Raw genomic sequence first — 20,790 nt, 5'->3', positions numbered from 1 at the left:
TGTTCATGCCTCCGCGCTGCGGCCCTTCATCGCGAAGATGCCCTGCGGGCGCTTCTGGATGAAGACGATGATCAACACGAGCACCGCGATCTTGGCCAGCACGGCGCCGGCCCAGCCTTCGAACAGTTTGTTCAGGATTCCGAGGCCCATGGCCGCGTACACGGTGCCGGCCAGCTGGCCCACGCCGCCGACCACCACGACCATGAACGAGTCGACGATGTAGCTCTGGCCCAGGTCGGGCCCCACGTTGCCGACCTGGCTCAGCGCGCAGCCGGCCAGCCCGGCGATGCCCGAGCCCAGCGCGAACGCATAGGTGTCGATGCGCGCCGTATTCACGCCCATGCAGGAGGCGATGGGCCGGTTCTGCGTGACGCCGCGCACGAACAGGCCCAGCCGCGTCTTGCCGATCAGGAAGGCCACGCCGGCCAGCACCAGGGCCGCGAACAGGATGATGAGCACGCGGTTCCAGGGCAGCATCAAATTGGGCAGCAGCTGGATGCCGCCGCTCATCCAGGCGGGGTTTTCCACGCCGACGTTCTGCGCGCCGAACAGGTTGCGCACCAGCTGCATCAGCATCAGGCTGATGCCCCAGGTGGCCAGCAGTGTTTCGAGCGGGCGGCCGTACAGGAAGCGGATCACGCTGCGCTCCAGCGCCGCGCCCACCAGGGCCGACGCGAGGAACGACACCGGGATCGCAGCCACCAGGTACCAGCCGAACGCCGACTCGGGCAGCCAGCGCTGGAACACGCCCTGCATGAGGTAGGTGGCGTAGGCGCCGATCATCATGAGCTCGCCATGCGCCATGTTGATCACGCCCATCAGCCCGTAGGTGATGGCCAGGCCCAGCGCCACCAGCAGCAGGATGCTGCCCAGGCTGATGCCCGTGAACGCCTGGCCCAGGCGCTCGCCCCAGACCAGGCCTTCGTCGATGCTCCTGATCGAGGCCTCGAGCTGCTTCTTGACGGCCGCGTCCTCTTCCTCGGCCATGCGCTCGTTGAGCAGCAGCTTGGTGTCGGGCGTCTTGCTGTCGGCCAGGGCCTTGGCAGCGATCAGGCGCTTGGCCGGGTCGGCGCTGCCGAGCTGCGAGGCCGAGCGGGCAAGTTCCAGCTTGGCGCGGATCGCGGCGTTCTTCTCGGCAGCCAGGGCTTTCTCGATGAGCGGCAGGCGCGCCTCGGATGGCGCCTTCAGCAGTGCGTTCACGGCGTCGCCGCGCACCTGCTCGTCGGGGTTCACGATCTGCAGCGCGGCCAGCGCGACTTCGAGCTCGCTGCGCATCAGGTTGTTGTTGATGACGTCTTCGGCGTCGTCGGGCACCTTCACTTCGGCACCGGTCACGGGGTCATAGCCCTTGTCGTCCTTGAGCACGATGGCCTTGTCCGCCGTGGTCTTGACCGCGTCGTCCGACAGCGCCTGCAGGAAGGCGGCGGTCTTCTCGTCGGCCTGCTCCACCGCGGCCGTCACGGCCTTGGCGATGGCCTCGATGCGCGTCTCGGCTTCGCCGGCCGCCATCGCATGGGCCTGCGCATCCGTCAGTGCGTGGGCCGGCAGCATGGCCGCCCCCCACAGCGCCAGCCCGGCGCATAGCTTTCGTGTCCAGCGTCGCAATTGAAGTACTCCCTGTTGTGAGAAAGGGGCGCAAAGCCCCTTTTCGTGCCGTGCGATGCCATCTCCGCGACGCGCAATCGCCAGCAGCTGCCATGAACACACCGTCCAAGGCGAGCGCAGCGAAGCCCGTTCGTGGACACCCGCGGAACTGGCTCTGCCAGGCCGCTGGGTGTGCCCCCCTTCGCGCAGCAGGAGGGGGGAGCGGCGGAGCCGCCTGGGGGGTGTTACTTCTTTTCTGGCTCGTCCTTCTTCTTGTCGTTGCCTTCGATGTACGGGCTCCAGGGCTTGGCCTGCACAGGGCCGGGCGTCTTCCACACCACGTTGAACTGGCCATCGGCCTTGATCTCGCCGATGAACACCGACTTGTGCAGGTGGTGGTTCTTCTCGTCCATCTTGGACACGATGCCCGACGGTGCCTTGAAGGTCTGGCCGGCCATGGCGGCGATGACCTTGTCCACGTCGGTGGACTTGGCCTTCTCGACGGCCTGCTTCCACATGTAGACGCCGATGTAGGTGGCTTCCATCGGGTCGTTGGTCAGCGGCTTGTCCTTGTGGCCGGCGATGTTCTTGGCCTTGGCGTAGTCGCTCCACTTCTTGATGAAGGCAGTGTTCTCGGGGTTCTTGATCGACTGGAAGTAGTTCCAGGCGGCCAGGTGGCCCACCAGCGGCTTGGTGTCCACGCCGCGCAGCTCTTCTTCACCCACGGAGAAGGCGACGACCGGCACGTCCTTGGCCTTCAGGCCCGCGTTGCCCAGTTCCTTGTAGAACGGCACGTTGGAGTCGCCGTTGATGGTGGAGACCACCGCCGTCTTGCCGCCGGCAGAGAACTTCTTGATGTCGGCCACGATGGTCTGGTAATCGCTGTGGCCGAACGGGGTGTACTTCTCGTCGATGTCCTTGTCGGCCACGCCCTTGCTCTTCAAGTACGCGCGCAGGATCTTGTTGGTGGTGCGGGGGTACACGTAGTCGGTGCCCAGCAGCACCCAGCGCTTGGCGCCGCCACCGGCCTTGCTCATCAGGTAGTCCACCGCGGGGATGGCTTGCTGGTTGGGGGCTGCGCCCGTGTAGAACACGTTCTTGGACAGCTCTTCGCCCTCGTACTGCACGGGGTAGAACAAGAGGCCGTTCATTTCCTCGACGACGGGCAGCACGGACTTGCGCGACACGGAGGTCCAGCAGCCGAACATCACGGCCACCTTGTCCTGGCCGAGCAGCTGCTTGGTCTTCTCGGCGAACAGCGGCCAGTTGGAGGCGGGGTCGACGACCACGGGCTCGAGCTTCTTGCCGAGCACGCCGCCCTTGGCGTTGATCTCGTCGATGGCCATCAGCACCGTGTCCTTGAGCACGGTCTCGGAGATCGCCATGGTGCCCGACAAGCTGTGCAGCACGCCGACCTTGATCGTGTCCTGGGCGAAGGCGGGAACGGCGGCAAAGCCAGCGAAGACGGCAGCCGCAGTGACGGCCTTGAGGGTGAAGCGACGTTGCATCTGGAAAAGCTCCCGGTGGTTGGATGGATCTGGTTCGTCCTACAGCGCTGTGGGCGGTGTCTGACGGACAGGGGTGATCCTAGGGAGAACCCGGTGGCGGGCCTATACGCCAGGTGGCGTACGGCTGGCAGGCCTTCAAAGCAACATGAACGCCGCCGCCGCCACCAGCGTCGGTCCCAGCGCGCCCAGCAGCAGCCCGCCGGCGCTGACCGTTTCGTCGGCGAAGCCGCGCTTGAGCAGCGCCACGCCCGCCGGGTTGGGCGCGTTGGCGATCACGGTCAGGCCGCCACCGGCTACGGCACCAGCCACCAGCATGTACTTGGATTCGTCGGAAATGCCGACGATCAGCGAGCCCAGGTAGGTCAGCGCGGCGTTGTCTGTGATGGCGGTCAGCCCCAGCGCGCCGAAGAACAGCGCCAGCGGCTCCAGGCTGGAGACCAGCGGCTGCAGCCACCACGCCTGCATGCCGCCCAGCACCACCAGACCGGCCAGGAAGAAGGCCACCAGCAGCGCCTCCTTCAGGATCGGCGGGCTCTGGTGCTTGTCGTAGGCCTGCGTGTAGCCCATGAACATCAGGAACAGCGCCAGGAACGCGACCGGGTGGTGCGCCATGAGCACGATGCCGGCCAGGAGCGCGATGTGCACCGCCACCACCGTCAACGGCATGCCGCTCGCCGGGGACGAATCCTTGGGCAGCGCCACACCGGCCAGGTGCTGACGCAGCGCCCACGCCGCTACCGTGGCGTTGATGAGCACTGCGATGGCCGCCTTCCAGCCGAACTGCGCGAACATGAAGGCGCTGTCCCAGTTCCAGGTCTGGGCCACCATCAGCACGGGCGGCGCCGCGTACGAGGTCAGCGTGCCGCCGATGGACACGTTCACGAACAGCACGCCGAGCGCCAGGTACTTCACGGGCTCGGGCACCTGCGGGCGGAAGATCTGCGGCGCCAGCATCAGCGCAGCGATGGTCATGGCCGCCGGCTCGGTGATCAGCGAGCCCAGCAGCGGCACGGCCGCCAGGCCCAGCCAGGCCGTGGCCAGCGGCGTGGGCAACGGCGACAGCCGCGCCAGCCGGTCGACCACGGCGACCACGGTCAGCAGAATGGGCCGCGACGCGGCCACCACCATCACGACGAAGACGAACAGCGGCTCGGTGTAGTTGCGCGACTCGGCGTATTGCAGCGCCGGCCCACCTCCTGCCACCACGGCCATGGCGAGCACCAGCACGATGGCCCAGAAGCCAAATACCACCTCGACCTCGCCGAGCAGGTGGAACAGGCCGGCATGGCGGGGGTAACGGTGCGACAGCCGCTCGAACTGCTTGGCGGCGAAGGTGTGGACCAGGGCGAGCGCGAACAGGGTCGCGGCGATGGTCTGGATGGTGGTGTGTTCCATGGGGTCGGGCGTCAACGATCCGCGAGGCGGCCCGACCTTCGCATGAACCTGACCCGCCGACATGGCACGCCACCCGACGCACATCATAGGCAACGCGCCATTGCACCCTACCGGGCCAGGGACAAGCCGCCAGGCCCGCGCAGCCGCTCAGTGGCTGATCATCCAGGGCCGCTTGCTCGGGAACGCCTTGGCCCCGCTCGGCGCCGTCACCGTGGCCGAGCGCTTGCCGCTGGTGCTGCAGCAGCCACATCCGGCCGGATGCCGCATGCGCTGGTAGTCGCGCGAGCTCTTGGGCTCGTGGCGCGCGCGCTCGTTCACACCGATGGCGGCGCGCGTGCCGCCGTCCATCAGGGCCAGGCGCGGCGCGCTCACGAACACGCGCAGGGAAGCCGCGCCGCAATCCGGGCAGGCGGCAGGCTCATTGCGCTGGCTTAGGCTGCGGATGGCGTCGAAGCCGCCACAGCCGGGGCAGTCGTAGTCGTAAGTGGGCATCGGCAGGTCCAGTTCTGTGGGGAAGTCAGGAACATTCTGCGCAGTACGGCGGCGACAGGCACTACGTCAAACAACGTAGTTCAACCCTGCCAGACGCCGTAGCCGAGCGCACGAAGCCGGATGCCGAGCTCCACCTCCATCTCGCGCGCGGGCTCGTAGGCCATGGGGTTGTAGCGCTCGTACAGCGTGGGCAGCAGGCGTTCGCCATACAGCATCACGAAGCGGTTGGCCTGGATGCCGGCCTTGTGCTTGTCGAAGCGGATGTCCGGGTCCAGGCCTGTCATGCCGACGTAGACGAAGGGTTTGCCGAGCTGGTAGCCGGGGTTGGCGCGCCGAAAGCGCGCGCTGTTCCACACCGGGTCGGCAAGCTGGACGACGTAGACGTGGTAGTGGGGCCGGGGCATGGGCGCAGATCATGCCGTGGCGGTTGAGACCCGGGCCTGTCTTGCTCCCTCTCCCCTCGCGGGAGAGGGTTGGGGAGAGGGGGGTCGGCATCGGCCGCAAGCACTGCGCCTGTTCTGCGGCCCCCTCTCCCCCGGCCCCTCCCCCGCGAGGGGGGAGGGGAGCACGACAGCGGCGCCCGTGGAGCAGGGTCGGAGTCAGCTCAGATCCGGCGACAGCGGCATCTGCACCGACCCATCGATGAACTTCGTAGGCCCAGCAGCACTAGGGTTGATGTCGAACTCGAAGATCTGCGTCGGCAGCCACAGCGTGGCGCAGGCGTTGGGCACGTCGACCACGCCACTGATATGGCCCTGCACGGGCGCAGTGCCCAGGATGGAATAAGCCTGCGCGCCCGAGTAGCCGAACTTCTTCAGGTACTCGATGGCATTCAAACAGGCCTGGCGGTAGGCCACGTTCACATCCAGGTAGTACTGCTTGCCGCTCTCGTCCACGCTGATGCCTTCGAAGATCACGTAGTCGTTGTAGGTCGGCACGATGGGGCTGGGCTTGAAGATCGGGTTCTTGATGCCGTACATGGCCATGCCGCCCTTGATCAGGCTGACCTTCATGTGTACCCAGCCGGCCATCTCGATCGCGCCGCAGAAGGTGATCTCGCCGTCGCCCTGGCTGAAGTGCAGGTCGCCCACCGACAGGCCCGCGCCGTCCACGTAGACCGGGAAGAAGATCTTGGAGCCGCGCGACAAGTCCTTGATGTCGCAGTTGCCGCCGTGCTCGCGCGGTGGCACGGTGCGCGCGCCCGTGGCCGCGGCCTTGGCGGCGGCGTCGCCGGTCAGCTTGCCCATGTGTGCCGTGCCCGCAAAGGGCGGGTTGGCCAGGCCGCTGGTGGCGGGGTCGGAATCGATCAGCGCCTGTTCGCGCGTGTTCCAGGTCTCCAGCATGGCCGGGTCGGGCAGGCAGCCGATGAGGCCGGGGTGGATCAGGCCCGCGTACTTCACGCCGGGGATGTGGCGCGAAGTGGTGAACATGCCGTGGAAGTCCCAGATCGACTTCTGCGCCTGCGGAAAGTGCTCGGTCAGGAAGCCGCCGCCGTTCTTCTTGCTGAAGAAGCCGTTGAAGCCCCAGGGGCTGTCGTCCTTGGCGCCGATGTCCAGCAGCTCCACCACCAGCAGGTCGCCGCGCTGCGCGCCCTTCACGCCCACCGGGCCGCTCAGGTAGTGCACCGTCGTCAGGTCGATGTCGCGCACGTCGTCGGCGCTGTCGTTGTTCTGGATGAAGCCGCCGGTCCAGTCGTAGGTTTCCAGGATGAAGTCGTCACCGGGCTTGACCCAGCAGGCCATGGGAATGTCGGGATGCCAGCGGTTGTGCACGTTCTCGTTGCTGGGTGCGGGCTGGGTCAGGTCGACCTTGATCAGGGTTTCGGCCATGTCATTTCTCCTTGGTTGACGTTCAGACGGAAAGGTATTTCTTGATGTGCGCGATGTCGGTCTTGTCGCGCGCGGTCTCGTGCACGAGTCGGCCGCCCTCGATCACGAACAAGCGGTCGGCCACGTCCATCGCGAAGCTCAGCACCTGCTCGGACACCACGATCGTGATGCCCTTCATGCGCCGGATCTCGTTCAGCGCCTTGGCGATGTCCTTGATGATGGAAGGCTGGATGCCCTCGGTCGGCTCGTCGAGCAGCAGCACCTTGGGGTTGGTGACGAGTGCGCGCGCAATCGCCAGCTGCTGCTGCTGCCCACCCGACAGGTTGCCGCCTTTGCGGCCCTTCATGTCGAACAGCACGGGGAACAGCGCGTAGATCTCGTCGGGCACGCGCAGGCTGGGGCTGCTCTGCAGGCCGGTCTGGATGTTCTCTTCCACCGTCAGCGTGGGAAAGATCATGCGGCCCTGCGGCACGTAGGCGATGCCCTTGGCCACGCGGCGAAAGCTCTCGTCCTTGGACACGTCCTGCCCCGCCACTTCGACGCGCCCGCTCTTGAGCGGCAGGATGCCCATCAGGCTCTTGAACAGCGTGGTCTTGCCCATGCCGTTGCGGCCCATGATGGCGACCGTCTCGTTGGCGTGGCCCACGAACGAGATGCCGTGCAGCGCCTCGCTCTGGCCGTAGGCTGTGTGGATGTCTTCGACCTTGAGAATTTCAATGGTCATGTCAATGCCCCAGGTAAACGTCGATGACCTTCGGGTCCGCCTGCACCTGGTCCATCGGCCCTTCGGCGAGGATCTTTCCCTGGTGCATCACGGTGACCTTGTGCGCGATCTGCGCCACGAAATCCATGTCGTGCTCGATCACGATCACCGCGCGGTTGTTGCTGATGCGCTGCAGCAGCTCGGCCGTCAGCTCGCGCTCGCGCGAACTCATGCCGGCAATCGGCTCGTCCAGCATCAAGAGCTCGGGCTCCTGCATCAGCAACATGCCGATCTCCAGCCACTGCTTCTGGCCGTGCGACAGCAAGCCGGCCTCGGTGCCGAGCTTGTCGGCCAGGAAGATGTCCTCGGCCACGGCCTGCACGGCGGCCTTGATCTTGTCGGTGCACTGGAAGGCCAGCGCGCCGAACACCGAGCGGCCCGACGGGTAGGACACCTCCAGGTTCTGGAACACCGTGAGGTTCTCGTAGATCGACGGTGTCTGGAACTTGCGGCCGATGCCCAGCCGCACGCGTTTGTGCTCTGCCATGCCCGTGAGTTCGGTGTTGTTGAACTTGATGCTGCCGCTGCTGGCCTTGGTCTTGCCGCAGATCAGATCCAGCAGCGTGGTCTTGCCGGCGCCGTTGGGGCCGATGATCACGCGCAGCTCGTTCCTGTCCACGTACAGCGTCAGCGTGTCGATGGCCTTGAAGCCGTCGAACGAGACCGTGAGGTCTTCCACGGCCAGGGCGAAGTCGGTGTTGCTCATGGGGGGCTTTCGGAGGGTCAGGCGCGCTGGCCATGCAGGCCGGCTTCGGGTTGGGCCTGCTCGGCCACGGCCACGGCCGCGGCCACCGATGCAGCGTGCGGCGCCGTCTTGGCGGCCACGACCTTGTCGCCATAGGCCTTGCGCGCCGCACTGCGCTCGCGCCACCAGGGGCGGATCTTCTCGTCCCACAGCCCGGCCAGGCCCATCGGGAAGGCCATGGTCACGCCGATGAACAGGGCTGCCATGAGGAACAGCCACAGGTCGGGAAAGCTCTCGGAGAACAGCGTCTTGCCGGCGTTGACGAGGATCGCGCCATACACCGCACCGACCAGGCTCATGCGCCCGCCCACCGCCGCGTAGATCACCATCTCGATGGAGGGCACGATGCCGACCAGCGTGGGCGACATGAAGCCCACCTGCAGCGTGAACAGCGCCCCACCGATGCCCGACAGAGCAGCCGCCAGGCAGAACGTGAACACCTTGAAGTTGGCCACGTCGTAGCCCGAGAAGCGCACACGGTCTTCCTTGTCGCGCATGGCCAGGAGCAGCGTGCCGAGCTTGCTGGTCTGGATCCAGCGGCACAGCACGATGCTGGCGATCAACAGCGCCACGCACACGAAGTACAGGATGGTCTTGGCGCTGTCGGTGCGCGTGTCCCAGCCGGCCAGGGTCTTCAGGTCGGTCATGCCGTTCACGCCGCCCGTGTAGCCCTGCTGGCCCACGATCAGCACCGTGAGGATCAGCGCCACGGCCTGCGTGATGATGGCGAAGTAGACCCCGCCCACGCGCCGCTTGAACATCGCAAAGCTGATGAGCCAGGCCAGCGCCATGGGCACGGCCACGACCAGGATCAAGGTCAGCGGCAGGCTCTTGAACGGCAGCCACATCAGCGGCAGCTCGGTGATCTGGTTCCAGTCCATGAAGTCCGGAATGCCGGGGGTGGACTGGATCTTGGTGGTCTCCGGGTCCGAGGCTTCGAGCTTCAAGAACATGGCCATGGCGTAGCCGCCCAGGCCGAAGAACACGCCCTGCCCCAGGCTCAGCACGCCGCCATAGCCCCAGACCATGACCAGGCCCACGGCGACGAAGGCATAGGTCAGGTATTTGCCGACCAGGTTGAGCCGGAAGATGTCCAGCGACAGCGGCAGCACGACCGCCAGGAACAGCGTGAGCAACAGCACGCTGCCGAGCTGGTAGCGGTGGATCAGTGCTTTGAGAGAGTCCATCTGTGGCTCCAATTCAGATCAAAGGAAACGGCATGGACCACACAGCCGAGCCATGCGGAGAACACCGCGGAAGCGGCTTTGCCGGGCCGCTGGTGTTGCTCCCCTGGGGGAGGATTCGGCTACACGCAGTGCGCAAGAAACGAGGGTGGGTCATGGCTACCGACGGACTTTGGAAGCGAAGAGACCCTGCGGCCGCATCATCAGAATCAGCACGATCAAGGACAGCGTCAGCACCTTGGCCATGGAGCCGGTCATGAAGAACTCGGTGATGGACTGCGTCTGCGCGATGCCGAAGGCCGAGACCACCGTGCCCAACAGGCTGGCCGCGCCGCCGAAGGTGACGACCAGGAAGGCGTCGACGATGTAGAGCGAGCCAGAGGTCGGCCCCGTGGAGCCGATGGTGGTGAAGGCCGCGCCCGCCACGCCGGCGATGCCGCAGCCGATGGCAAAGGTGAGCCGGTCGGTCTTCATGGTGTCGATGCCCGTGGCGTTGGCCATCACGCGGTTGCTGACCGTGGCGCGCACGCGCAAACCCCAGCGGCTCTTGTGCATGGCCAGCAGCACGCCGCCCGTGGCCAGCGCCGTGAGCGCCAGCACGAACAGGCCGTTGAGCGGGATGTCCACGCCCTCGATGGGGGCCCAGGCGCCCATCAGCCACTCGGGCAGCGTGGGGCTGACCTCCTTGGGGCCGATGAAGGTGCGAAAGCACTGCTGCAGGCCCAGGCTCACGCCCCAGGTGGCCAGCAGCGTGTCCAGCGGGCGCTTGTACAGGTGGCGGATCAGGGCCCATTCCATGATCCAGCCGAAGAAGAAGGCGACGAAGAAGGCCAGCACGATGGCGATCGGGAAGTACACCGCGATGGCCCCGGGCCAGTGGCTCTCGGTGAAGGTCGAAGCCATGTAGATGGTGTAGGCGCCAATCGCCATGAACTCGCCATGCGCCATGTTGATGACGCCCATCTGGCCGAAGATGATGGCCAGGCCCAGCCCCATCAGCAGCAGCACGGCGAACAGCGACAGGCCCGCGAAGCCCTGCATCAGGCCGATGTTGAACATGTCGGAAAGGGTCATGTGTGGATCTCTGTCGGTTGGCGGGGCTGCCCCCTCACCCTGCCCTCTCCCCCGAGGGGGCGAGGATTCTGGAGTCGCTCCCTCTCCCGCTCGCGGCAGAGGGTCGGGGTGAGGGTCTCGGTGCTTACTGGTAGCCCTTGGGGAAGGGATCGGGCTTGATCAGCTCCGACGACTCGGCCACGACCTTGAAGCTCGCGTCCTTCTGGCCCTGGCCGATGCGCGCCTTGCTCCACAGGTGGTGGTTGGCGTCCAGCTTCACGTAGCCTTCGGGCGCGGTCTTGAGCTCGATGCCGGGCGATGCGGCGACGACCTTGTCCACGTCGAAGCTGCCGGCCTTCTCGACCGCGGCCTTCCACAGCCAGGGGCCGAGGTAGCCGGCCTGCGTCACGTCACCGATCACGGCGTCCTTGCCGTACTTGGCCTTGAAGGCCTCGACGAACTTCTTGTTGTTCTCGTTGTCCAGCGACTGGAAGTACTTCATCGACGAGTAGAAGCCGGCGAAGTTCTCGCCGCCCACGCCGGTCATCTCGTCCTCGGTGACCGACAGCGTCAGCAGGAACTGCTTGTCGCCCGTGATGCCGGCGGCCTTGAGCTGCTTGTAGAAGGCCACGTTGGAGCCACCCACCACGGCCGCGAAGATGCAGTCGGGCTTGGCCACCTTGATCTTGTTGATCAGCGAGTTGAAGTTGGTGTGGCCCAGCGGGTAGTACTCCTCGCCCTTCACGCTGCCCAGCTTGCCCACCGTCTCGATGTGCTTGCGCGCGATCTTCATCGAGGTGCGCGGCCAGATGTAGTCGGAGCCGACCAAGAAGAAGGTCTTGGCCTTCTTCTCCTTCGCACCCCAGTCCAGGCTCCAGATGATCTGCTGCGTGGCCTCCTGGCCGGTGTAGATCACGTTCTTGCTCTGCTCCAGGCCTTCGTAGAAGGTGGGGTAGTACAGGAGGCCGTTCTCCTTCTCGAACACCGGCAGCACGGCCTTGCGCGACGCGCTGGTCCAGCAGCCGAAGACGCAGGCGGTCTTGTCGTTGACGAGCAGCTTCTTGCTCTTCTCGGCGAAGGTGGGCCAGTCGGACGCGCCGTCTTCCTTGATCACCTTGATCTTGCGGCCCAGGATGCCGCCCATGGCGTTGATCTGGTCGATGGCGAGCTGCTCGGCCTGGATCGAGCCGGTCTCGGAGATCGCCATGGTGCCGCTGGCCGAATGCAGCTGGCCGACGGTGACCTCGGTGTCGGTGACGGCCAGCTTGGTGGTGTTGACCTTGGCCGTGGGGAACTGCTGCGCGAGCGCGGCAGCCGACAGGCCGGCCAGCGGCGACATGGCCGCCATCTGCAGCATGCGCCGGCGCAGGACGGAATCGGGACGGGAATCAGCGGACATCGACACACTCCTTTGGTTGAACGGGGCAGCACGGAAGGTGGTGTGCTGCGGTGCAACAGAAGGTATGCGGTGCGGCGCGTCGGACGAATACGTCATTCAACGTAGTGCGCTTTGCAGCGCGCGGCCCAACACTGGCTGCCCGATCTCAACCGCAGGAGTCACGCATGCGCCACGGCGACATTTCGAGCAGCAAGGACGGCGTCGGCGTGGCCGTCGTCAACTACAAGATGCCGCGGCTGCACACCAAGGCGGAGGTGCTGGCCAATGCGCGCAAGATCGCCGAGATGCTGGTCGGCATGAAGCGCGGCCTGCCGGGCATGGACCTGGTGGTGTTCCCCGAGTACTCGACGCACGGCATCATGTACGACGCCCAGGAGATGTACGAGACCGCCGCGACGATCCCGGGAGAAGAGACCGAGATCTTTGCCGCGGCCTGCCGCCAGGCCAAGGTGTGGGGCGTGTTCTCGCTGACCGGCGAGCGCCATGAAGAGCACCCGAACAAGGCGCCCTACAACACCCTGATCCTCATGAACGACCAGGGCGAGATCGTGCAGAAGTACCGCAAGATCATGCCCTGGGTGCCGGTGGAGGGCTGGTACCCCGGCGACTGCACCTACGTGAGCGACGGCCCCAAGGGCCTGAAGATCAGCCTCATCATCTGCGACGACGGCAACTACCCCGAGATCTGGCGCGACTGCGCGATGAAGGGCGCCGAGCTCATCGTGCGCTGCCAGGGCTACATGTACCCGGCCAAGGAGCAGCAGGTGCTGGTGGCCAAGGCCATGGCCTTCATGAACAACTGCTACGTGGCCGTGGCCAACGCCACGGGCTTCGACGGCGTGTACTCGTATTTCGGCCACTCGGCGCTGATCGGCTTCGACGGCCGCACGCTGGGCGAGTGCGGCGAGGAAGAGATGGGCATCAACTACGCCGAGCTGTCGATGCACCTGATCCGCGACGCGCGCAGGAACGGCCAGTCGCAGAACCACCTCTACAAGCTGCTGCACCGCGGCTATACCGGCAAGATAAATTCGGGCGAGGACATGCACGGCGTGGCAGCCTGCCCGTATGGCTTCTACGCGGACTGGATCAACGACCCCGAGGGCACGCGCAAGAAGGTGGAGGCCTTCACGCGCGGCACGCCGGGCACGCCGGAATGCCCGATCGAGGGCATTCCGCACAGCCTGCCGGAGCACCGTTGAGCGCCGCGCCGGGCCGCCCCAGGCCAGCGCGCTCCCGCTTGGCAGGACGGGCCGCAGGCCGCAGGGTGCAACCGTGAGCGCGCTGGCCGAAGTGGAGGCGGACGCGCTGGCCGAGTGGCGCGTGGCGCGCGCGCCCTACTACCTGGCCGTGGGCGACGAGGTGGCGCAGTTCCGCGCGGCCCATGCGCTGCGCCTGCCGCTCTTGCTCAAGGGCCCGGCCGGCTGCGGCAAGACGCGCTTCGTGGAGCACATGGCGCATGCGCTGGGCCTGCCGCTCGTCACGGTGGCCTGCCACGAGGACATGACGGCCGGCGACCTGCTGGGCCGCTGGCTCATCGACGCCGATGGCACGCGCTGGCAGGACGGCCCGCTCACGCTGGCCGTGCGTCACGGCGGCCTGTGCTACCTGGACGAACTCATCGAGGCCCGGCCCGATGCGCTGACCGTGCTGCACCCGCTGGCCGATACGCGGCGCGTGCTGCCGCTGGAGCGCAACGGCGAGCTGTTGGCGGCGCATCCGCGCTTCCAGCTCGTGGTCTCGTACAACCCGCAGCCAGGCCGCGACCTGCGGCCGGCCACGCGGCAGCGCTTGGTGGCGCTGGCCTTCACGCCCCCGCCCGTCGTGGCCGAGGTCGCCATCGTGGTGCACGAGTCGGGCCTGGCGCACGAGGCCGCCATGCGCCTGGTGGGCCTGGCCGAACGCACGCGCGCGCTGGACGCCGAGGCGGCCGAGGCCTTGTCCACGCGCATGCTGGTGCGCACGGCACAGCTCATGGTGCAGGGCCTGGCGCCACGCTGGGCCTGCGAGCTGGCGCTGGTGCAGGCCTGGTCCGATGCGCCCGAGCGCGTGCAGGCGCTGCGGGCGCTGGTGGATGCGTTGTATCCGTGAGTGGCGGCGCGATGCGGCCCCCCGCCCTGTGCGAGAGGGAGCAAGGCAGGCCTGAGATGCTTTGCCTGCTGCTGCGCGCGCTGGCAGGGCGCGACACGCCGGTCGCCGAACACGCCGGCCTGGCCCAGCCCGTGTTGGCGCCCACGCAGTTGCTGCTGCCAGCGAGCGCCGCACCCGCCGAGCGCCAGGCCGCCATCGCCCACGCCGCGGCGCATTTGCTGCATTCACGCGCCGGACAGGACGCACGCGGCCGCAAGCCGCTGGCCCTGGCCGTGCTGTCCGCCGTCGAGGACGCGCGCGTCGAACGGCTGCTGGTCGCCGCCCTGCCCGGCGTGCGCCGCTGGTTTGCCGCCGGACTGCCGCGCGAGGCCCCGCAGGGCCTGGGCTTCACGGCCTTGATGAACCGGCTCGACCGTGTGCTGGCCGACCCGCAGGCCCGGGACGGCCACCACTGGGTGCAGCGCGCGCAACAGGCGTTCTGGTCGCTGCCTGCCGGGGCGCCGGCGGCCGACTTCGCCCAGTGCGCGCTGGTGCTGGCCAACATGCTGGGCCAGATGCGCGTGCCCTTCGACACGGCCTACCGCCCGCAGGCCGCCTACCGCGACGACCACAGCTACCTGTGGGACCACGGCCGCTGCACGGACGCCGAGCCGCTGCCGGCGCAGGCTGGCGCCGCCGTGCAAGCCCCTGCCGCGCCGACCGCCGCCGTCCTGCGCGAACTGCCGTATGGCGAATGGCACGCGCGAGCGGGCCTGTGGCGCCCGGACTGGTGCCGCGTGCAGGAGCGCACGCTGCACGCGCGCCCACCAGCGCCGCCCCGCGCGCGGCCCGCGCTCGGTACCGAAGGCGAGACGCTGGACCTGCAGGCCGCCGTGGCCGCGCTGGTGGACCGGCGCCGCGCCCAGGCCTGGGACACGCGCCTGTTCCACCGCCCGGCCCGCGCCACGCGCGCCAGCGTGCTGCTGCTGCTCGACCTGTCGCAATCCACCCTGGCGCCCTGGGGCGCCGGCCGGCAGACCGTGCAGGCGGCCCAGCAGCAGGCCGCGCTGCGGCTGGCCCGCCAGCTCGCGGCACAGGGCGCGCGCGTGGCCGTGCACGGCTTCTCGTCGAACGGGCGGGCGGCGGTCGCCTACTGGCGCGCCGTAGCCTTCGGCGCACCTTGCGACGCGCAAGCCCTGGCCGCCCTGCCGGTGCGCCACTCCACGCGCCTGGGCGCAGCCCTGCGCCATGCCCACACGCTGCTGGCCGCAGAGCCCGGCCCACGCCGCAGCCTGCTGCTGTTCAGCGACGGGCAGCCCTGGGACATCGACGTCTACGAAGCCGGCCACCTGCTGCACGATGCGCGGCACGCCGTGGACGCGCTGCGCGCGGCCGGTGTGCACGCGCGCTGCGTCACGCCGGATGCAAGCGGCTGGGCGGAGCTGTGCCCTGTGTTCGGCGCGGCCTGCCTGCATCTGCTCGGCGCCGTGACGACCGCGGAGCGGCTGCAGCGCACGGTGCTGGGGCGCTAGGTTGCCCGCGCTGACCGGGGGCGGGCGTCCGGGCGCAGCAGCAGGCCCTACCCCAACTCCACCCACACCGGCGCATGGTCGCTGGCGTTCTCGAAGCCACGCAGTTCCCGGTCCACGCCCGCCCCCGTGAGGCGCGGCTTCAGGCTGGGGCTCAGCAGCAGGTGGTCGATGCGCAGCCCGGCATCGCGCGGCCAGCGGTTGCGCATGTAGGACCAGAAGGTGTAGATGCGCTCGCGTGGGTGCGTGGCGCGCAGCGCATCGGTCCAGCCCTGGCGCAGCAGCCGCGCGTAGGCGGCGCGCACCTGCGGTTGCAGCAACGCGTTGTCCTGCCAGTGCGCAGGGTCGTAGATGTCCACGTCCTTGGGCACCACGTTGAAGTCGCCGGCCAGCACCACGGGGTGGCCGGTCTTCTTGAGCTCGCGCGCGTGCACGCGCAGGCGCTCGCACCAGGCCAGCTTGTAGTCGAACTTGGGACCGGGCTGCGGGTTGCCGTTGGGCACATACAGCGCGGCGACGACCAGGCCCTGCACAGCAGCCTCCAGATAGCGCGCCTGGCGGTCCTGCGCATCGCCCGGCAGCGCACGCCGGATCTCCAGCGGCGCCGCGCCGCGCGCCAGCAGCGCCACGCCGTTCCAGGTCTTCTCGCCCACCACCAGGCCTTCGTAGCCGGCCTGCCGAATCTCCTCATGCGGGAACTGCGCCTCGGTCGCCTTGAGCTCCTGCAGGGCCACGACGTCGGGCCGCGTCACGTCCAGCCAGGCCAGCAGCAGCGGCAGGCGGCGCCGGATGTCGTTGATGTTGAAGCTGGCGATGCGCATGCGCCATCATGGCCCGCGCGGGCGGCCCGGCGCGTCGGACCGCAGGCCCATGCGCCGCGCTGGCTGTCCGACGCCGTGCGTTGCAGGGGTACGCTTATTGCATGAGCCCTGGCCCTCATGCACCACCCCGAGGCCGCCGCCCCAGCCCCCGCCCAGAAGATCTTCCGCATCCGCCGCGAGTACAACACCTGGGTGGCCAACGAGACCATGGAGGACTTCTCGCTGCGCTACACGCCGCGCGCGCGGCGGCACTGGTCGGAGTTCCGCGTGGCCAACACGGCGCTGGGCGCGGTCTCGTTCCTGGCGCTGGAGGCCATCGGCGCGGCCATGGCGCTGAACTACGGCTTTGCCAACGCGGTCTGGGCCATCGTGCTGGTCGGCGTGGTGACCTTCCTCACAGCCCTGCCCATCAGCTACTACGCCGCGCGCTACGCGGTGGACATGGACCTGCTCACGCGCGGCGCGGGCTTCGGCTACCTGGGCTCGACCATCACCTCGCTGATCTACGCCAGCTTCACTTTCATCTTCTTCGCGCTGGAGGCGGCCATCATGGCCTCGGCGCTGCAGCTGTATTTCACGCGCTGGCCGCTGGTGGTGTGCTACCTGCTGTCCTCGCTGATCATCATCCCGCTGGTCACCTACGGCATCACCTTTATCAGCCGGCTGCAGTCGTGGACGCAGCCGCTGTGGCTGGTGCTGCTGATCGCGCCCTACATCGCCATCCTCGTGCAGAACCCGGGCGTGTTCGCGCAGCTGCCCGGGCTGTCGGGCTTCACCTCGGGCGAGAGCAGCTTCTCGTGGCTGATGTTCGGCTCGGCCGCCACCATGGCCTTCGCGCTCGTGATGCAGGTGGGCGAGCAGGTGGACTTCCTGCGCTTCCTGCCGGAGAAGACGGCCGCCAACCGCTGGCGCTGGTGGGGCGCGGTGCTGGCCGCGGGGCCGGGCTGGGTGGTGCCGGGCATGCTCAAGATGCTGGGCGGCGTGCTGCTGGCCTACCTGGTGCTGCAGCTCCAGCTGCCGCTGGACAAGGCGCTGGACCCGACGCAGATGTACCTGGCGGCCTTCGGCTACCTGTTTCGCGACCCGGCCTGGGCCATCGCCGTGACGGTGCTGTTCGTCGTGGTCTCGCAGATCAAGATCAACGTGACCAATGCCTACGCCGGCTCGCTGGCCTGGTCGAACTTCTTCGCGCGGCTCACGCACAGCCACCCGGGCCGCGTGGCCTGGCTGGTGTTCAACGTGGTGATCGCCATCCTGCTGCTGACGCTGGGCGTGTTCCGCGCGCTCGAAGAAGTGCTGGGCCTGTACGCCAACGTGGCCATCGCCTGGGTGGGCGCGCTGGTGGCCGACCTGGTCATCAACAAGCCGCTGGGCTTCTCGCCCAAGGGCATCGAGTTCAAGCGCGCGCATCTGTACGACATCAACCCCGTGGGCGTGGGCGCGACGCTGTTGGCCGCCATCGTCGGCGTGGCGGGCTATGCGGGCGCGCTGGGCCCGCAGGCGCGCGCCTTCTCGCCGCTGCTGGCGCTGCTGACCGCGCTGGCTGTCTCGCCGCTGCTGGCCTGGGCCACGCGCGGGCGCTGGTACATCGCGCGGCAGAGCCCGCCGCTGTGGCAGCCCGGCGAGACCGTGGCCTGCTCGATCTGCGAGAACCGTTTCGAGGCGGAGGACATGGCCTTCTGCCCGGCCTATGGCGCAGCCATCTGCTCGCTGTGCTGCACGCTGGAATCGCGCTGCCACGACCGCTGCAAGACGCGCTCCAGCGCGGCCGAGCAGACGCAGGACCTGCTGCACAAGCTGCTGCCCGGCAAGCTGGCGTTGCGCATCAACTTCCGGCTCACGCATTACCTCGTGGTGCTGAGCGCGCTGGTGCTGCTGCTGACCACCGTGATGGGGCTGGTCTACTACCAGGAGGGCATGGCCGCGGGGCTGGACGACGCGGCCCGCGCCGGGCTGTGGCAGGGCTTCCAGAAGAGCTACACGCTGCTGCTGCTGGTGCTGGCCGTGGCGGCCTGGTGGATCGTGCTGGGCGTGGAGAGCCGGCAGGTGGCGCAGGACGAGTCCAACCACCAGAACCAGCTGCTGCTGCGCGAGATCGACGCGCACAAGCGCACCGACGCGGCGCTGCAAAAAGCCAAGGAAGTGGCCGAGGCGGCCAACCTGGCCAAGACCCGCTTTGTGACCGGCATGAGCCACGAGTTCCGCACGCCGCTCAACAGCATCCTGGGCTATTCGCAGGTGCTGCTGCGCAATGCCGACACCGAGGCCGTGCGCGTGCCCGTGCTCACCATCCAGCGCAGCGGGCAGCATTTGTCCAGCCTCATCGACGGCATGCTGGTCCTGGCGCGCATCGAGGCTGGCCGCATGCGCATCGAGACGGCCGCGATCTCGCTGCGCGACTTCCTGGACGACATCGTGAAGATGGTGGAGCCGCAGGCGCAGGCCAAGGGGCTGGCGTTCCGGCTGGAATGCCCCAAGCGCCTGCCCGCCTATGTGCAGGCCGATGCCAAGCGGCTGCGGCAGATCCTGCTGAACCTGCTGAGCAACGCCATCAAGTTCACGGTGCGCGGCCACGTGGTGCTGCGCGTGTCGCACCGCATGGAGGTGGCGCGCTTCGAGGTGGAGGACACGGGCGCCGGCATCGCGCCGCACGACCTCACGCGCATCTTCTTGCCGTTCGAGCGCGGCGCCTCGGGCCGGCAGGCGCACGAGCCCGGCACCGGGCTGGGCCTGGCGATCACGCAGCTCCTGACCGAGCTGATGGGCGGCGAAATTTCGCTGGAGAGCGAGGTCGACGTGGGCAGCCGCTTCAAGCTGCGGCTGTACATGCGCGAGCTGACCGCCATCGACGAGCACGCGGTGGACAACCACCGCCGCATCATCGGCCACACCGGCGCGCGCCGGCACCTGCTGGTGGTGGACGACCAGCCCGAGCAGCGCCAGCTGCTGGCCGCGATCCTGATCCCGCTGGGCTTTTCGGTGCAGGAGGCCGCCAGCGGCCCTGAATGCCTGCAGGCCGTGGCCCAGCGCCGGCCCGACATGGTGCTGCTGGACGTGAACATGGGCGTCATGGACGGCTGGGCCACCTGCCGCCAGCTGCGCGACGGCGATGCGCAGCTGCCGGTGGTGATGGTGTCGGCCAACGTGTTCCATGCACCCGAGCAGCTGGCCGGCAGCGGCTGCAACGGCTTCGTGACCAAGCCCGTGGCCGAGTCCGAATTGCTGGGGCAGTTGGAGCGCCAGCTGCAACTGGAGTGGGTGCACGAAGAGCCCCCCACGCCCGCAAGGGCAGGCCCGGCGCCGCCACTGGAACATACACTGTCCAACGAGGCCACGGCCGAGCTGATCTGGCTCGCCCGCATCGGCGACCTGGGCTCACTCAAGCGCGGCATCGCGCGCATCGAGGCGGCCGACGCCGCCACCCACCATGAATGCAATTACCTGCGCACGCTGGTCGCGCGGGTCGATCTGGAGAGCTTGTTGAGATGGTTGCAACGGGAGTGACGACGACGCCTGCGGCCGAGCCGCCGCGCCTGGTGATCCAGGTGGTGGACGACGCGCCGGACACGCTGGGCTTCCTGGTGGACGCGCTGGAGGCCGCGGGCTACGGCGTGCTGGTCGCGCGCAGCGGCGAGGCCGCGCTGCAGAGCCTGGAATGGGTGATCCCCGACGCGATCCTGCTCGACGCGCTGATGCCGGGGCTGGATGGCTTTGAGACCTGCAAGCGCATCAAGGCCCTGCCCGAGCGCGCCCACGTGCCCATCATCTTCATGACCGCGCTGTCGGAGACGGCGCACATCGTGGCCGGCTTCGAGGCCGGCGGCGTGGACTACGTGGTCAAGCCGGTCAAGATCGACGAAGTGCTGGCGCGGCTGGCCACGCATGTGCGCAATGCGCGCGTGTCGCGGCTGGCGCGCGAGGCCATGGACGTGGGCGGCATGGGCGTGCTGGTGCTCGATGCGCAGTACCGCATCGCCTGGCGCTCGCCGCGCGCGGCCGACTGGCTGCGCCAGTTCGTCGACCTGCCGGCCGAGCGCCTGCCATCCCACCTGCAGCCGCTGGCCGCGCCGCTGCGCGCCGCCGGCAGCGGCTCGGCCCTGCTGGGCGCCCGCGGCAGCGACGAGCTGCGCCTGCACTGGATCGGCGAGAGCGGCCTGGGCGAGGCCATGGCGCTGCTGCAGGTGCGGCCGGTGGCCGATACGCGCGTGCGCGAGGCCGACCTCACGCGGCGCGAGATCGAGGTGCTGTCCTGGCTGGCCAAGGGCAAGACCAACCGCGACATCGGCGAGATCCTGGGCCTGTCGCCGCGCACCGTGAACAAGCACCTGGAGCATGTCTACGCCAAGCTGGGCGTGGAGACGCGCGCCTCGGCCGCCGCGCTGATGTCGCGCGAGGGCGTGCTGCCACCCGCGGGCTGA

The 20,790-nt window shown here is 68.2% G+C and carries 17 protein-coding genes; 5 read left to right on the top strand and 12 right to left on the bottom strand.

Annotated features, from left to right (window positions below; genetic code table 11):
- Positions 1 to 3 precede the first annotated feature (3 nt).
- The 11 genes from urtB (ASF43_RS14465) to urtA (ASF43_RS14415) all read right to left on the bottom strand — a co-directional run bounded on the left by urtB (ASF43_RS14465) (position 4) and on the right by urtA (ASF43_RS14415) (position 11,952).
- Complete coding sequence (gene urtB / locus ASF43_RS14465; protein WP_056182211.1) at positions 4 to 1,551, bottom strand: urea ABC transporter permease subunit UrtB; 1,548 nt, start codon at positions 1,549 to 1,551, stop codon at positions 4 to 6.
- A 278-nt stretch (positions 1,552 to 1,829) separates the two neighbouring features.
- Positions 1,830 to 3,092 carry an urea ABC transporter substrate-binding protein gene (urtA, locus tag ASF43_RS14460; RefSeq protein ID WP_056182208.1) on the bottom strand — a complete coding sequence of 421 codons (1,263 nt, stop codon included), beginning with the start codon at positions 3,090 to 3,092 and terminating at the stop codon, positions 1,830 to 1,832.
- A 135-nt stretch (positions 3,093 to 3,227) separates the two neighbouring features.
- A complete protein-coding gene (locus tag ASF43_RS14455; protein WP_056183417.1) occupies positions 3,228 to 4,487 on the bottom strand; it encodes a putative Na+/H+ antiporter in 1,260 nt (419 codons plus the stop codon).
- 147 nt (positions 4,488 to 4,634) lie between these two features.
- A complete protein-coding gene (locus ASF43_RS14450; protein WP_056182205.1) occupies positions 4,635 to 4,979 on the bottom strand; it encodes a zinc ribbon domain-containing protein in 345 nt (114 codons plus the stop codon).
- 80 nt (positions 4,980 to 5,059) lie between these two features.
- A complete protein-coding gene (locus ASF43_RS14445; protein WP_056182202.1) occupies positions 5,060 to 5,383 on the bottom strand; it encodes a hypothetical protein in 324 nt (107 codons plus the stop codon).
- Positions 5,384 to 5,578: 195 nt separating this feature from the next.
- Positions 5,579 to 6,808 carry a formamidase gene (fmdA, locus tag ASF43_RS14440; protein WP_056182198.1) on the bottom strand — a complete coding sequence of 410 codons (1,230 nt, stop codon included), beginning with the start codon at positions 6,806 to 6,808 and terminating at the stop codon, positions 5,579 to 5,581.
- Positions 6,809 to 6,830: 22 nt separating this feature from the next.
- Positions 6,831 to 7,520 (bottom strand): urea ABC transporter ATP-binding subunit UrtE, encoded by a 690-nt coding sequence (gene urtE / locus ASF43_RS14435; protein WP_056183415.1) that lies wholly within the window; start codon positions 7,518 to 7,520, stop codon positions 6,831 to 6,833.
- Positions 7,521 to 7,533: 13 nt separating this feature from the next.
- Positions 7,534 to 8,277, bottom strand: a complete 744-nt coding sequence (gene urtD / locus ASF43_RS14430; protein ID WP_056182195.1) for an urea ABC transporter ATP-binding protein UrtD — start codon at positions 8,275 to 8,277, stop codon at positions 7,534 to 7,536.
- A 17-nt stretch (positions 8,278 to 8,294) separates the two neighbouring features.
- On the bottom strand, positions 8,295 to 9,503 hold the full coding sequence (urtC, locus tag ASF43_RS14425) for an urea ABC transporter permease subunit UrtC (RefSeq protein ID WP_056182192.1): 1,209 nt from the start codon (positions 9,501 to 9,503) through the stop codon (positions 8,295 to 8,297).
- 156 nt (positions 9,504 to 9,659) lie between these two features.
- Positions 9,660 to 10,574: an urea ABC transporter permease subunit UrtB gene (urtB, locus tag ASF43_RS14420; protein WP_056182189.1), complete on the bottom strand. Its 915-nt coding sequence runs from the start codon at positions 10,572 to 10,574 to the stop codon at positions 9,660 to 9,662.
- Positions 10,575 to 10,698: 124 nt separating this feature from the next.
- The gene (gene urtA, locus ASF43_RS14415) at positions 10,699 to 11,952 is read right to left on the bottom strand and encodes an urea ABC transporter substrate-binding protein (RefSeq protein WP_056182187.1); all 1,254 of its coding nucleotides are present in this window, start codon (positions 11,950 to 11,952) and stop codon (positions 10,699 to 10,701) included.
- A gap of 164 nt (positions 11,953 to 12,116) precedes the next feature.
- On the opposite strand from urtA (ASF43_RS14415), the gene ASF43_RS14410 reads away from it, so the two are divergent.
- The 3 genes from ASF43_RS14410 to ASF43_RS14400 all read left to right on the top strand — a co-directional run bounded on the left by ASF43_RS14410 (position 12,117) and on the right by ASF43_RS14400 (position 15,554).
- Positions 12,117 to 13,154: an aliphatic amidase gene (locus ASF43_RS14410; protein ID WP_056182185.1), complete on the top strand. Its 1,038-nt coding sequence runs from the start codon at positions 12,117 to 12,119 to the stop codon at positions 13,152 to 13,154.
- Between the two features lie 73 nt (positions 13,155 to 13,227).
- Positions 13,228 to 14,043, top strand: coding sequence for an AAA family ATPase (locus ASF43_RS14405; protein WP_235578252.1), 816 nt, complete (start codon positions 13,228 to 13,230; stop codon positions 14,041 to 14,043).
- A 56-nt stretch (positions 14,044 to 14,099) separates the two neighbouring features.
- The gene (locus ASF43_RS14400; RefSeq protein WP_056182182.1) at positions 14,100 to 15,554 is read left to right on the top strand and encodes a VWA domain-containing protein; all 1,455 of its coding nucleotides are present in this window, start codon (positions 14,100 to 14,102) and stop codon (positions 15,552 to 15,554) included.
- 47 nt (positions 15,555 to 15,601) lie between these two features.
- On the opposite strand, the gene xth is transcribed toward ASF43_RS14400, so the two are convergent.
- Positions 15,602 to 16,372, bottom strand: a complete 771-nt coding sequence (xth, locus tag ASF43_RS14395) for an exodeoxyribonuclease III (protein WP_056182179.1) — start codon at positions 16,370 to 16,372, stop codon at positions 15,602 to 15,604.
- A gap of 117 nt (positions 16,373 to 16,489) precedes the next feature.
- Between xth and ASF43_RS14390 the strand changes: the two genes are divergently transcribed.
- Positions 16,490 to 19,876, top strand: a complete 3,387-nt coding sequence (locus tag ASF43_RS14390; protein WP_056182178.1) for an ATP-binding protein — start codon at positions 16,490 to 16,492, stop codon at positions 19,874 to 19,876.
- Entirely contained in the window at positions 19,858 to 20,790 is a 933-nt protein-coding gene (locus ASF43_RS14385; RefSeq protein WP_056182175.1) for a response regulator transcription factor, read from the top strand. The genes ASF43_RS14390 and ASF43_RS14385 overlap by 19 nt, the downstream gene beginning before the upstream one ends.

Source organism: Pseudorhodoferax sp. Leaf267, from assembly GCF_001422405.1.
Classification (GTDB): domain Bacteria; phylum Pseudomonadota; class Gammaproteobacteria; order Burkholderiales; family Burkholderiaceae_C; genus Pseudorhodoferax.
Note: the sequence above shows the minus strand (reverse complement) of the source record. Positions and strands in the feature narration are given on the sequence as shown.

Coding starts and splice junctions, on each gene's coding strand:
- urtB (WP_056182211.1), bottom strand. CDS start 1,551: ATGCTGCCGGCCCACGCACTGACGGATGCGCAGGCCCATGCGATGGCG.
- urtA (WP_056182208.1), bottom strand. CDS start 3,092: ATGCAACGTCGCTTCACCCTCAAGGCCGTCACTGCGGCTGCCGTCTTC.
- ASF43_RS14455 (WP_056183417.1), bottom strand. CDS start 4,487: ATGGAACACACCACCATCCAGACCATCGCCGCGACCCTGTTCGCGCTC.
- ASF43_RS14450 (WP_056182205.1), bottom strand. CDS start 4,979: ATGCCCACTTACGACTACGACTGCCCCGGCTGTGGCGGCTTCGACGCC.
- ASF43_RS14445 (WP_056182202.1), bottom strand. CDS start 5,383: ATGCCCCGGCCCCACTACCACGTCTACGTCGTCCAGCTTGCCGACCCG.
- fmdA (WP_056182198.1), bottom strand. CDS start 6,808: ATGGCCGAAACCCTGATCAAGGTCGACCTGACCCAGCCCGCACCCAGC.
- urtD (WP_056182195.1), bottom strand. CDS start 8,277: ATGAGCAACACCGACTTCGCCCTGGCCGTGGAAGACCTCACGGTCTCG.
- urtC (WP_056182192.1), bottom strand. CDS start 9,503: ATGGACTCTCTCAAAGCACTGATCCACCGCTACCAGCTCGGCAGCGTG.
- urtB (WP_056182189.1), bottom strand. CDS start 10,574: ATGACCCTTTCCGACATGTTCAACATCGGCCTGATGCAGGGCTTCGCG.
- urtA (WP_056182187.1), bottom strand. CDS start 11,952: ATGTCCGCTGATTCCCGTCCCGATTCCGTCCTGCGCCGGCGCATGCTG.
- ASF43_RS14410 (WP_056182185.1), top strand. CDS start 12,117: ATGCGCCACGGCGACATTTCGAGCAGCAAGGACGGCGTCGGCGTGGCC.
- ASF43_RS14400 (WP_056182182.1), top strand. CDS start 14,100: ATGCTTTGCCTGCTGCTGCGCGCGCTGGCAGGGCGCGACACGCCGGTC.
- xth (WP_056182179.1), bottom strand. CDS start 16,372: ATGCGCATCGCCAGCTTCAACATCAACGACATCCGGCGCCGCCTGCCG.
- ASF43_RS14390 (WP_056182178.1), top strand. CDS start 16,490: ATGCACCACCCCGAGGCCGCCGCCCCAGCCCCCGCCCAGAAGATCTTC.
- ASF43_RS14385 (WP_056182175.1), top strand. CDS start 19,858: ATGGTTGCAACGGGAGTGACGACGACGCCTGCGGCCGAGCCGCCGCGC.